Origin of the sequence: Bradyrhizobium sp. HKCCYLRH1030 (assembly GCF_051168395.1) — a bacterium.
GTDB lineage: Bacteria > Pseudomonadota > Alphaproteobacteria > Rhizobiales > Xanthobacteraceae > Bradyrhizobium.
The window spans coordinates 313259-326335 of the sequence record NZ_JBNPUY010000004.1; the positions used below are offsets into that span (position 1 = coordinate 313259).

The 13077-nt window shown below is 66.0% G+C and carries 10 protein-coding genes; 7 read left to right on the forward strand and 3 right to left on the reverse strand.

From position 1 onward, the window contains the following. Positions 1-127 precede the first annotated feature (127 nt). From ACQR1E_RS14565 to ACQR1E_RS14590, 6 genes are all read left to right on the forward strand, one after another. The gene (locus tag ACQR1E_RS14565) at positions 128-1543 is read left to right on the forward strand and encodes an NAD(P)/FAD-dependent oxidoreductase (RefSeq protein WP_315750316.1); all 1416 of its coding nucleotides are present in this window, start codon (positions 128-130) and stop codon (positions 1541-1543) included. Positions 1544-1686: 143 nt separating this feature from the next. Beyond that, positions 1687-3306 (forward strand): ABC transporter substrate-binding protein, encoded by a 1620-nt coding sequence (locus tag ACQR1E_RS14570; protein WP_315750317.1) that lies wholly within the window; start codon positions 1687-1689, stop codon positions 3304-3306. An 18-nt stretch (positions 3307-3324) separates the two neighbouring features. After that, positions 3325-4356, forward strand: coding sequence for an ABC transporter permease (locus ACQR1E_RS14575; RefSeq protein WP_315750318.1), 1032 nt, complete (start codon positions 3325-3327; stop codon positions 4354-4356). A gap of 2 nt (positions 4357-4358) precedes the next feature. Beyond that, entirely contained in the window at positions 4359-5219 is an 861-nt protein-coding gene (locus ACQR1E_RS14580; protein WP_315750319.1) for an ABC transporter permease, read from the forward strand. Positions 5220-5265: 46 nt separating this feature from the next. Then, the gene (nikE, locus tag ACQR1E_RS14585) at positions 5266-6927 is read left to right on the forward strand and encodes an ABC transporter ATP-binding protein (RefSeq protein WP_315750320.1); all 1662 of its coding nucleotides are present in this window, start codon (positions 5266-5268) and stop codon (positions 6925-6927) included. Between the two features lie 120 nt (positions 6928-7047). Then, a complete protein-coding gene (locus tag ACQR1E_RS14590) occupies positions 7048-8463 on the forward strand; it encodes an FAD-binding oxidoreductase (protein WP_315827052.1) in 1416 nt (471 codons plus the stop codon). A gap of 24 nt (positions 8464-8487) precedes the next feature. Here the strand turns inward: ACQR1E_RS14590 and ACQR1E_RS14595 are convergent, their stop codons facing one another. From ACQR1E_RS14595 to ACQR1E_RS14605, 3 genes are read right to left on the reverse strand one after another with little or no spacing between them, the layout of a single operon-like run. Next, entirely contained in the window at positions 8488-9300 is an 813-nt protein-coding gene (locus ACQR1E_RS14595) for a TonB family protein (RefSeq protein WP_434897204.1), read from the reverse strand. Between the two features lie 58 nt (positions 9301-9358). Then, positions 9359-10840, reverse strand: coding sequence for a mannitol dehydrogenase family protein (locus ACQR1E_RS14600; protein ID WP_434897205.1), 1482 nt, complete (start codon positions 10838-10840; stop codon positions 9359-9361). Between the two features lie 11 nt (positions 10841-10851). Continuing rightward, entirely contained in the window at positions 10852-11862 is a 1011-nt protein-coding gene (locus tag ACQR1E_RS14605; RefSeq protein WP_434897206.1) for a Zn-dependent oxidoreductase, read from the reverse strand. A gap of 171 nt (positions 11863-12033) precedes the next feature. On the opposite strand from ACQR1E_RS14605, the gene ACQR1E_RS14610 reads away from it, so the two are divergent. Continuing rightward, positions 12034-13050: a TRAP transporter substrate-binding protein gene (locus tag ACQR1E_RS14610; RefSeq protein ID WP_434897207.1), complete on the forward strand. Its 1017-nt coding sequence runs from the start codon at positions 12034-12036 to the stop codon at positions 13048-13050. Positions 13051-13077 lie beyond the last annotated feature (27 nt).

Below are 13077 nucleotides of genomic sequence, written 5' to 3' on the forward strand. Positions count from 1 at the left end.
ATCGGTATGGTCGGTGCCGGACCTGCTTTGCTAAGCTTCGCGTGCCGGGTGACATGACTGATGGAGAGAGCGTGAGCGACAGCGAGCGTTTCGATCGCGATTGCGCGTGTCAATTCCGGTGCCCGGCATGAGCGATGGCCTCGCCGCGCTGACGGCCCAGGTCCGTGGCGATCTTGCCAGGATCGCCCATCCCAGCATGCCATGGCTGACGCCCGTCGTCGGTCCCGATGGCCGGCCTGCGCGCGATGTGCTGATCGTCGGCGGCGGCCAATCGGGTCTTGCCACCGCCTTCGCGCTGCTGCGCTCGCGCGTCAGCAACATTCTCGTGCTCGACAAAGCCGAGGCAGGCCGCGAAGGACCGTGGCTCAGCTATGCGCGCATGCCGACCCTGCGCAGCCCGAAGGACTTCACCGGACCCGATCTCGACATCCCCTGTCTGACCTATCAGGCGTGGCACGAGGCGAAGTTTGGCGGCGAGAGCTGGCGCAATCTTGATCTGATTCCGCGCGAATATTGGGCAGATTATCTCGCCTGGTATCGCGAGGTGCTCGACCTTCCCGTGCGCAACGGCTGCGAAGTCGTCGATATCGCACCGGCCGCTGACGGACTGCTGCAGGCGACACTGCGCAGCAAGGATGGTGAGACGACGATCTATGCCCGCAAGATCGTGCTGGCGACCGGGCAGGAGGGGATGGGCGATTGGAGCATTCCGGAGCCGCTGCGCCATTTGCCCGCAACGCGCTGCGCCCATTCCGGCGCCGAGATCGATTTCGACAGCTTGCGCGGCCGCCGCGTCGCCGTGATCGGGGCCGGTGCCTCGGCGTTCGACAATGCGGCGGCTGCGCTCGAATCCGGTGCGAACAGCGTCGATCTGCTATGCCGCCGCACGGAAATCCAACTGATCCAACCCTATCGCTGGCTGACGTTCCGTGGTTTCCTGCGGCATTTCTCCGAACTCGACGACGTCTGGCGCTGGCGTTTCATGCGCGCGGTCCTCGAGTTGCGCGAGGGCTTTCCGCAGCACACCTATGATCGCTGCGCCCGTCATGCTGCGTTCCACCTGCATGAGGGCGCGCCTGTGCTGATCGCGTGCGAAACGTCAGAGGGAGTCGTGCTGCGGACACCGCAAGGCGAAGTCACAGTCGATTTCGTGGTCAGCGCGACGGGCATCTCGATGGACTTCGCAAAGCGTCCGGAGCTGCAGCGCTTTGCCGCCAACATCGCGCGTTGGTGCGATCGCTACACGCCCGATGCCGGCGAGCGCAACGACCGGCTTGGCGCCTTTCCCTATCTCGCCGACGACTATGCGCTGTGCGAGCGTGTGGCTGGCCGGACGCCGTGGATCCGCGACGTCCATGTGTTTGCCATTGCCTCGACGATGAGCTTCGGCGCGTCGGGATCTTCCATCAATGCAATGACCACCGCGGTGCCGAAGCTCGTGCATGGGCTGACGCGCGGGCTGTTCAAGGCCGACATCGACAAGCATTGGGCCAACTTCCAGGCCTACGATGTGAAGCAGGCCGAGGTGCGCCGTGGCACGTGATTTGCTGCTGAACTCCCATCTGATGCGCTCCCATCTGATGCGCTCCCATCTGATGCGCTTCCATCTGATGTGCTTGCGTCGCCGGTGACCGCTGGCAGGGTATTTCAGTCCCGGATTTTGAGACCAATGAGGGAACAAGGGCGATGAGTTTCGAGATGTCCAAACGTTCGTTGTTCGCTGCGCCCGCCTTGCTCGCGGTGATGCTGGCTGCGCCATCGGCGCATGCGCAGAGCCGCGCCGAGACTCTGCGCTATGTCACCGGTGCCACCGTCAACACGCTCGATCCGAACATTCCGGGCTCGACGCGCGAGGCCTTCGCGCTGTCGATGTCGAGCTACGACCGGCTGGTGTCGTTCGGCCGCAAGCAGCTCAATGGTAAGTGGGTGTTCGATCTCGACACGATCACCGGCGAGCTCGCTGAATCCTATCAGGTCAGCTCTGACGGTTTGAAGATCACCTTCAAGCTGCGCCCCGACGCCAAGTTCCAGGACGGCTCGCCGGTGACGGCCGAGGACGTCAAATGGTCGCTCGACCGCTGCGTCACCGCGCCAATCCTCGGCAAGGCGCAACTGCTGACGGGCTCGCTGACGTCGGCCGATCAGTTCAAGGTCATTGATCCCCTGACGTTCGAAGTGACCTTGCCGAAGCCGGACAAGCTGGCGCTGCCGAATCTCGCGACCGTCTATCCGATCATCATCAACTCCAAGCTCGCCAAGGCGCATGCGACGGCCGAAGACCCATGGGCGCTGAACTGGACCAAGGAGAACGCGGCCGGCAGCGGTGCCTACATCGTCGAGACCTTCAAGCCCGGCGAGCAGGTGATCGCCAAGCGCAGCGAGGCCTGGAATCGCGGCGCGCCGGACAAGCCGGCGGCGTTCAAGCGCCTGATCATCCAGTCGGTGCCTGAACCGGCGACGCGCGCCAACCTCGTGGAGCGCGGCGACGCCGACCTCGTCATCGACCTGCAGGCGAGCGACGTGCAGTCGCTCGAAGGCAAGGGCAAGCTGAAGGTGATCTCGACGCCGCAATACAACGCGGTGACCTTCATCTCGATGAACAACACCATCCCGCCGTTCGACAACGTCAATGTGCGTCGCGCCATAGCCTACGCGCTGCCCTATGACGACATGTTCAAGGCGGCCTTGTTCGGCCGCGGCGCGCCGCTCTACGGCGCGACGTGGGCCGACGGCAAGCCGCCGAGCGGCGGCTATCCGATCCCGCAGCCGATCAAGCTCGATCTGGAGAAGGCCAAGGCCTATCTGAAGAACGCCGGCATGGCGGACGGCTTCTCCACCACCTTCAGCTTCAATGTCGGCCAGGCGGCGACCGCCGAGCCGATGGCCGCGCTGGTCAAGGAATCGCTCGCCAAGATCGGCATCAAGGTGGACATCCAGAAGCTGCCGGATGCGCAGATGTCGACCGCGATCAACGAGAAGAAGCTGCCGTTCTTCACCGAAGGCATCGTCGCCTGGCTGCCCTCGACCGACTACTTCTATCGCAACTTCTACACGGGCAAGCAGCGCTGGAACTATTCCTCGACTGACAATGCCGAGCTGGAGAAGATCGCGCAGGAGGCGCGCTTCGAGGCCGACAAGGCGAAATATGAAGAGCAGGGCAAGGCGCTCAACGCCATCCATTTCGACCAGATGTTCCAGATCCCGATCTGGCAGGCGGCGCAGGACGCGGTGATGCAGCCGACGGTGGACGGCTACGTCTACCAGTTCACGCGGCAGGTCGATTATCGTAACCTGAGTCGCAAGTAACGGGGACGGCTGATAACCATGGGCACGATCGTCGCAACCTTGGCTCGGGCGGGACGACGCTTCGTCTCGTCGCTGCCGGCGCTGTTCGGGGTCCTGGTCTTCACCTTCCTGCTGATGCGCGTGCTGCCGGGGGATCCGGCCGTGTTCTTTGCCTCCGGCCCCAATGCCGGCCAGGAGGAGATCGAGGTCATCCGCCGGCAGCTCGGGCTCGACAAGCCGCTGCCGAACCAGCTCGCGATCTATCTCTACGACGTCGGCCGCGGCAATCTCGGCCGCTCGATGATGACCGGGCAGGCGGTCGCCAAGGATCTCAAGGAGCGGCTGCCGGCCTCGCTCGAATTGACCCTGACGGCGCTGCTGATCGCGCTGGTGTCGGCGGTGCCGCTCGGCGTGCTGGCTGCGCTGCGGCCGGGCTCGCTGGTCGATCACGGCGTGCGGCTGTTCTGCTCGCTCGGCGTCTGCGTTCCGACCTTCGTCTCCGGTCTGCTGCTGATCTACGTGTTCTATTATCTGCTCGGCCTGGCGCCGGACCCCACGGGCCGCATCGATATCTTCGCCACACTGCCGCCGTCGCGGACCGGCTTCCTGATCATCGACTTCCTGCTCGCCGGCGATGTCGAGGGCTGGTGGGCGGCGGCCCGGCAGCTGATGCTGCCGGCACTGACCATGGCGCTGTTCGTGATCGCGCCGCTGGCGCGCATCACCCGCGCCTCGATGCTGGTGTCGCTCGGCAGCGACTTCGTGCGCACGGCGCGCTCGGTCGGGCTGTCGTGGTGGCGCATCGTCGTGACCTATGCGCTGAGGAACGCGATCCTGCCGGTCATCACCATCGCCGGGATCGTGTTCTCGACCATGCTCGGCGCCAATGTGCTGGTGGAGAAGGTGTTCTCCTGGCCCGGCGTCGCCTCCTACGCGCTCGATGCGCTGCTGGTCTCCGACTACGCGCCGGTGCAGGGCTTCGTGCTGCTGATGGCGACGATCTTCGTGATCGTCAATCTGCTGGTCGATGTACTCTATGGCATCGCCGATCCCAGGGCGACGGTGGCGTGAGCATGAGCACGATCGAGGCCTCGTCGACCCTGCGCCACACTGCCTTCGTGCTGCGCGGCAATCCGGTCACCGCCGTCGCGGCTGGCGGTGCGCTGCTGCTGGCTCTGATCGCGATCTTTGCGCCGTGGCTCGCGCCCTATGATCCGGTCGTCTCCGACGTACCGCAGGCGCTGCAGCCGCCGAGCGCGGCGCACTGGTTCGGCACCGACCAGCTCGGTCGCGATGTGCTCAGCCGCCTGATCGTCGCGAGCCGGCTCGACCTCACGATCGCGGTGACGGCGGTTGCTGTGTCCTTCGCGCTCGGCTCGGTGATCGGTGCACTCTGCGGCTATGCCGGCGGCCGGCTCGACAAGGCGGTCGGCCGCTTCATCGACGTCCTGATGGCGTTCCCGCTGTTCGTGCTGGCGATGGCGATGGTCGCCGCGCTCGGCAACCGCGTCGAGAACATCGTGATCGCGACCGCGATCATCAATCTGCCGTTCTACATCCGCTTCGCCCGCGCCGAAGTGAACATCCGCCGCAATCTCGGCTGGGTCGAGGCCGCGCGGGCCTGCGGCGAGAGCCATGTCGCGGTCGTGCTGCGCTTCCTGTTGCCGAACGTGCTGCCGGCGATGGCGGTGCAGATGTCGCTCAATCTCGGCTGGGCGATCCTCAATGCCGCGGGCCTCTCCTTCATCGGCCTCGGCGTCAAGCCGCCGACGCCGGAATGGGGCATCATGGTCGCCGAGGGCGCGCGCTTCATCTCCACCGGGCGCTGGTGGCTGGTGGCGTTTCCCGGACTTGCGCTGATGAGCGCGGTGCTGTGCTTCAATCTGCTCGGCGACGGCCTGCGCGATATCCTCGATCCCCGGATGCGCACATGACGGGCGAATTGAAGATGATCAGCGTGGCGCATCCGAGGATGAGAACGTGAGCGCACCGCTGCTCGAGGTCGAGAACCTCAAGGTCTCCTTCTCCACCCGCCGTGGCATCGTCGAGGCCGTGCGCGGCGTGTCTCTTTCGCTGGCACCGGGTGAGATGCTTGGCCTCGTCGGCGAGAGCGGCTCCGGCAAATCGGTGACCGGCTTTGCCATCACCCACCTGCTCGACAAGGCCGGCCGGATCACCGACGGTCGGATCCGCTTCAAGGGCCAGGACATCACCCGCGCCGGCGGCGCCGATCTGCGCAGCCTGCATGGTGCTGCGATGGCGATGATCTTCCAGAACCCGCGCGCGGCGCTCAATCCCATCCGCACCGTCGGCCAGCAGATTGCGGATGCGATCCTTGCGCATAGACGGCTGTCGCGGCAGGAGGCGCAGGCCGAGGCGCTGCAACTCTTGAAGGCCGTGCAGATCCGCGATCCCAAGCGGCGCATGAGCGCCTATCCGCATGAGCTCTCCGGCGGCATGTGCCAACGGGTGATGATCGCGATCGCGATCTCCTGCAGCCCGCAGCTGCTGATCGCGGACGAGCCGACCACCGGCCTCGACGTCACCACGCAGAAGGTGGTGATGGACCTGCTCGCTCATATCGCCGGCGACCGCGGCATGGCGACGATCCTGATCACGCATGATCTCGGGCTGGCCGCGCGCTACTGCGCGCGCGTCGCGGTGATGGAGCAGGGCAGGCTGGTCGAGGAGGCCGAGCCGCTCACGCTGTTCCATCGGCCGCAGCACCCCTACACCAAACGGCTGGTCGCGGCGTCGCCGACGGCGACCTCGCGCATCGAGGATCTGGTGCCCGATGGCGAGAGGCTTCCGTTGGTCGAGATAAGCGAGCTGCCGCCTCCGCCGCACGGCACGCCGCTGCTGCTCGACGTCAGGACTGTCAGCAAGCGTTTCGACGACGGCACCGTGGGCGTCGCGGACTTCTCGATGACCATGCGCGGCGGCGAGAGCGTCGGCCTGGTCGGCGAGAGCGGCTCCGGCAAGAGCACGACGTCGCGCATGATCTGCCGGCTGATCGATGCCAGCGCCGGCGAGATCCTGTTCGACGGCCAGTCCATCGGCCAGATCCCGGCGCGCGACTTCCACCGTTCCGAGCTGCGCAGGGACATCCAGATCGTCTTCCAGGATCCGAACGACAGCCTCAATCCGCGCTACACGGCGTTCGACTGCATCGCCCATCCGCTGCTGCGGCTGATGAACATGCGCAGCGGTGACAAGCTGCGCCAGCGCGTCGAGGAATGCGCCGAGCGTGTCGGCCTGCCGCGCGAGCTGCTGTCGCGCTTTCCGCATCAGCTCTCTGGCGGGCAGAAGGCGCGCGTCGGCATTGCCCGCGCAATTGCCTGCAAGCCGCGGCTGCTGGTGCTGGACGAGCCGACCGCGGCGCTCGACGTCTCCGTTCAGGCCGTGGTGCTGCAGCTCCTGAACCGGCTTCGGCGCGAGGACAACCTCGCCTTCCTGTTCGTCAGCCACGATCTCAATGTCGTGCGCATGATGTGCGACCGTACCATCGTGCTGCGCACAGGCCTCATCATCGAGCAGGGCGAGAGCCGGGCGCTGTTCGCCAATCCGCAGACCGACTACACGCGCGAGCTGGTCGACGCCGTCCCGCATATCGACCCGCCGATGGCGCTGGCACCGGCCTGATCCTCGCCCATAACAATCGATTATGGACGGCGGACAACTTGGTATTGGGGCCGCGATCGGCGGAGCTGTTAGTTTGTGCGCATCGCCATCTCAGGTCATCAAAGGGTTGGATCGCGCGTCATGACGGAGCTGATCGAAAGGCTGCAGAGCGCCGTCGGCGCAGCGCATGTTCTCGTCGCAGCCGAAGATCAGGCGCCATATCTGCGCGACTGGCTGGGCAAGTATCGTGGCGCTGCCATCGCCGTCGTGCGTCCTGCGTCGACGGCAGAGGTCTCCGCGGTCATGGCGGCCTGCGCCGAGGCCCGCGTCGCCGTGGTGCCGCAGGGCGGCCACACGAGCCTGTCCGGCGGCGCGACACCGGATGCGAGCGGCGGGGCGATCGTGCTGTCGCTGGCGCGGATGAACCGCATCCGCGCGCTCGATCCCATCGGCCAGACCATGGTGGTCGATGCCGGCGTCGTGCTGGCGAAGGTGCAGGAGGCCGCCGGCGCGGCCGGCCTGCTGTTTCCACTCAGCCTCGGGTCCGAGGGGAGCTGCACCGTCGGCGGCAATCTCGCGGCCAACGCCGGCGGCGTCGCCGTGCTGCGCTATGGCGTGATGCGCGAGCTCACGCTCGGCCTCGAAGTGGTGCTGCCGGATGGCCGCATCTGGGACGGCCTGCGCGCCTTGCGCAAGGACAACACCGGCTATGCGCTGCGCGATCTCTTCATCGGCTCGGAAGGCACGCTCGGCATCATCACTGGCGCGGTGCTGAAACTGTTTCCGCAGCCGACCGCGCGCGCCACGGCCTTCGTCGCGCTCGCCGATGCGGCCGCCGCGCTGGAGCTGCTGCGGCTGTCACGCGCCCATTGCGGCGATCGCCTGTCGGCGTTCGAGTTCCTGACCGCGGCGACGCTGGAGATGATCCTGCGGCAGATGCCGGACACGCGGCTGCCCTTCGCGGCGCTGCCTGAGGCCGCCGTGCTGATCGAGCTCAGCGACATCGGCGACGAGCGCGCGCTGACCACGCGGTTTGAAACCGCGCTGGGGGAGGCGATGGCGCAGGGCCTCGTCGCCGACGCCGTCGTCGCGCAGGACGGCACGCAGGCGAAGGCATTCTGGCGCGTGCGCGAGAGCGTGTCGGAGGCGCTGGTGCGCGAGGGCAAGGCGTTGAAGCACGACATCGCCGTGCCGGTCGCCGAGATCGCCGATTTCGTCGACGTCATGGACGCGGCGGTCGGCGCGGCGCTGCCCGGCATCCGCCCGATGGTATTCGGCCATCTCGGCGACGGCAATCTGCACTACAATCTGATGCGTCCGCTGGCGATGACCGAGGACGCGTTCTACGCCCACGGCCCGCGCATCACACGCCTCGTGCATGACGAGATCACCCGCCGCCGCGGCTCGATCAGCGCCGAGCACGGCATCGGCCAGCTCCGTACATCCGAGATGCCGCTGTGCAAGCCGCCGCTCGAGCTAGAGCTGATGCAACAGCTCAAGCGCACGCTCGATCCGCATGGGCTGATGAACCCGGGCAAGCTGCTGCCGGGTACGTGAGGCAAACTCTCCACGACGTTCTGGTCAGCAGCCCCGGCAGACGCCGTTGACCTTTCGACGGGCCTCTTCGTCGTTCCAGATTCCCTTGGGAGAGATGACCAGCTCAGCTGTCAGTTTCATCGGCGCCCTGAGCTCTGCCGGGATCTTTGGGAAAGGTTGGACCGACCGGAGCCAAGCGATCGTCTGATCGTCGACGGCTTTCACGCCAAAAGTCTTGATCATTTTCACGTCGACGAGGTTTCCGTCGCGATCGATCGAAAAGGTGATGATCGAGCGGATCTCGGTGGCGTTCTTGACATCGTCGGACAGGACGAGCGGACCGATCCGCAACTGGTGTTGGACCTCGCTGCGATAGGAGATCTCGGGGCCGGACGTGTCGGAGGTTGGAGGCCATTGCAGCTCTACATGGGCGATGCGCTTCTGCATGCCCAGATTGAACGTCGTCTTGATCTCGAACGGCACGTTCAGGTCGTCCGGGACGGGCGGAAATGGTCGCATGCGCCGCAGCCCTGCGAGAACGTCTGCATCGTCGTCGGCCGAGCCGGAGCTCTGGTCAACCGTCGCGTTCAAGATCTTGCCGTCCCGATCGATCGAAAAGACAACTCCCACGTGAACTGTCTTGGTTCTCAATCGTTCTGGGATCGCCCAGGAATTTGCCATGAGATGCCGGTAGAGCTGACGCTTGAACGCGGCTTCGTCTGCAAGCGCTGCCGCGGATATCGAAATCAGGATCAGGAGACCAAGACCAAAGTATCGCATTGAAGCCCGCTCATTCTTCTGCGGATCAATGTAGCTTGCTCGTTGGTTGGTGTCGTGAGGGATTAAGCGGGCAGACATGGCTCGCTTTCGTCCGTAGATCCTGGTCGACAGTCCGTCTTCGGCGACCAGGTCAGGATCAGCGCGCGGTCCGGCGAGTCTGCGCCACCGTGATCCGAGTTCCTGTCTTCAGCAGGCTTTCCAGCGCGGTTTCCACGGCATCTGTGAAGCGAGGATCGTTCGGCAGCTCGGTGCCGAACACCGATGTGACCGACAACAATGCGGGCGCAAGCCGGCCCGCAACCGGGCCGGCGTCATCCGCCAGGGCCCGCAGTCTGGCCGCCAGCGGGTCGCGCAGCGCGATCGGCTGGCGGTGTTCGTCGGTGCCGCTGACGTAGCGCATCCACCCGGCGACGGCGAGCGCGAGGCGGGTGATCGGCTGGCCGCGGGCGAGCCGGTCGCTGATGGTGCCGAGCAGGCGCTGCGGCAGCTTCTGCGAGCCGTCCATCGCGATCTGCGCTGTCAGATGCTTCAGCGCCGGATTGCGGAAGCGTTGCAGCAGTGCGGCGCGATAGGCTGTCACGTCGAAGCCGCCGAGCGCGGGCAGAGTCGGCGTGACCTCGTCGCACATCATGTCCTCGACGAGGCCGGCGAGGTCGGGCTCGGCCATGGCCGCGGCAACCGTCTCGCAGCCCATGAGATAGCCGAGATAGGCGATGGTGGAGTGTGCGCCGTTGAGCAACCGGAGCTTCATCAGCTCGAACGGCGCGACGTCGCGGACGAACTGGGCGCCGCTGACGTCCCAGGCCGGGCGCTCGCCGCCGAAATCGTCCTCGATCACCCATTGGCTGAACGGCTCGGTCACGACAGGCCAGGCATCGTCGAGCCCGAGCGCGGCGCCGATCTCGGCGCGGTCGGCATCGGTGGTCGCCGGCACGATGCGGTCGACCATGGTCGAGGGGAAACACACCTCGTCCGCGATCCACTTGGCGAGATTGCGGTCGACCAGCTCGGCGAAGGCGATGGCGAGGCCGCGCAGGGTGTGGCCGTTGGCGGGAAGGTTGTCGCAGGCGAGCACCGTGTAGGGCGGCAGGCCCTGCTGCCGCCGCAGCCGCAGGCCGCTGACGATGAATCCGAGCGTGCTGCGAGGATGCGCGAGGTTGATGCTGTCGTGGCGGATGTCGGGATCGTCAGCGCGCAGTGCGCCGGTGGCCGGATCGTGGCTGTAGCCCTTCTCGGTCACAGTGGTGGAGATGATACGGACAGCGGGATCGGCGAGGCGCTTGAGTAGGTCAGCCGGATCATCCGGCGCGACCGCAAGCCCGGTGAGTGCGCCGATGACCTGCCGCTGCTGTCCGGCACCGTCGCTCGCCGTCACGCTGTAGAGCCCGCCTTGCGGCTGCAGCGCGTCGCGTGTGTCTGGCGAGCGCAAGGAGACGCCGAGGATGCCCCAGCGCGGATCGTCCTTGAGCAGCGCATCCGTGTAGACCGCCTGATGGCCCCGATGAAACGCGCCGAGCCCGAGATGGACGATGCCGGTCGCGACCGCCGCGCGGTCGTAATCCGGCGCGAGGACGCCGGCGGGCAGGCGGCGGAGCGTGGCGGGGCTGAGGCGGTCCATGCCGGGAGCTCTCAGAAGATCAGCTGCACTTTGCAGCATTCGGTCTGATTGTGCTCGAACGTGTCGAACGCGGTCGCGTAGGCGTCGAGCCCGAAGCGGTGGGTGATCAGACGCTCGGGTTGCAGCGTGCCGCGCGCGAACCAGTCGACGACCTTGACGAACTTGCCGCTGTTGAGCCTGGAAGCGTGGATCGCGAGCTCCTTGGCGGTCACCTTCTGCTGCACGATGGTCGACGGCTCGGCCGAAAAGCCGAGCAGGCCGATGCGTGCGGCAGGCGAGGCGATCTCGATGGCCTCGGCGAGAATGGCGGGATGGCAGGCGGCATCGATGATCAAGGTCGGCGTCACATCGGCCGCGGCGAGGGCCTCGGGCAGGGCGGTGCTGGCGGTGTTGATGACGCGGTCGGCGCCGTTGTACCGCGCCGCTTCGAGCCGGGCATCGATGCGATCGGTGACGATCAGCTGCTTCACGCCGTAGACGTGCTTGAGCACCTGGATCACGGTCAGTCCGATCGGGCCCGCGCCATAGACCAGCGCGACGTCAGAGGCGAACACGCGGGTGTGGTCGGTAATGTTGGCGGCGATCGAGAACGGCTCGACCAGCGGCGCCTGGTCGTCGTCGACGCTGTCCGGCAGCAGATGCGCGTTGGCCGCCGGCACGCAGGCATATTCGGAAAAGCCGCCGTCGCGGTGGACGCCGAGCACGGCGAGATGGGCGCAGACGTTGGGGCGGCCGACCGAGCAGGGATAGCATTGGCCGCAGGCCACCACGGGATCGACCACCACGCGGGCGCCGAGCCGTGCGCTGACACCGTCGCCGAGCTTGTCGATGCGGCCGAAGAATTCATGGCCGATCACGCGCGGATAGCGCGCGAACGGGTTGCTGCCGTGGAGGATGTGGATGTCGGAGCCGCAGATTCCGGCGCGCTCGACCTTGATGCGGACCTCGCCTGCCGAAGGCTCGGGAACCGGGCGCGTTTCGATCGACAGGCGGCCGGGCCGCTCCGCCACGAGGCTCTTCACGCGTTCCTCCATCCCTTCTCGCCCATTTCGACCGCGAGCTGCCGTCGTATAGCAATCCCAGTTCTTGGATACAAGTTTATGATTGAAAGCCTAGCTGGTATCCCTTATAGCCTTGGAATATAGGAATGACATACAAAGGCTCCGCAGCGGGCCGGCAGGGGAGGTTTGCCAGTGTCTTTGCCCACATCCATGTCTCGTCGCAGTTTCGTCGGCACCGCGCTCGCGGGAGTCTCGGCCTTGGCGTTCACGCCCGCCCGGGCGCAGTCGGCGAAGTATCGCCTGCGCTACGGCACGGCGTTTCCCGCCACCCATCCCGGCGTCGTCCGGATCATCGAGGCGTCGGAGGTCATCAAGAAGCAGACCAATGGTCTGGTCGACCTGCAGGTCTATCCGAACAGCCAGCTCGGCAGCGAGCCCGACATGTTCTCGCAGGTGCGCAGCGGCGCGCTCGACTTCATGTCGACGTCAGGTGTGAACCAGACGGTGGTGCCGATCGGCGGCATCAATGCGGTGGCGTTCGCGTTCGAGAGTTACGACCAGGTGTGGTCGGCGATGGACGGCGATCTCGGCAACCATGTGCGCGGCGAGTTCGCCAAGGTCGGCCTGCACGTGCTCCCGAAATGCCTCGACAATGGCTATCGCAACATCACCTCCGGCGCCAAGCCGATCGCCTCGCCCGACGATCTCAAGGGCTTCAAGATCCGCGTGCCCGGCAATCCGTTGTGGGTGACGCTGTTCAAGACGCTCGGCGCGGCGCCGACGCCGATCAATTTCGGCGAGCTCTATGCGGCCCTGCAGACCCGCATCGTCGACGGCCAGGAGAATCCGCTGGCGCTGATCCAGAGTGCCAAGCTCTACGAGGTGCAGAAGTACATCGCGCTATCAGGCCATATCTGGGACGGCCACTACATCTTCGCCAATGCAGCGCGCTGGAATGTCATGCCTGCCGACGTCCGCGACGCCATCACCGCGGCGCTGTCGGAGGCCGCCGTCAAGGAGCGCCAGGACATCCAGAGCTTCAACGAGAAGGCGCAGGCGGACATGCAGGCGGCCGGCGTGACCTTCAACAAGGTCGACACCAAGCCGTTCCGCGACGCGCTGCGCACCGCCGGCTTCTACACCGAGTGGAAGACCAAGTTCGGCGCCGAGGCGTGGGGCCTGCTGGAGAAATCGGTCGGCCGGCTCTGAGCGAGCTGCCGTTGCATCCCTGATGCA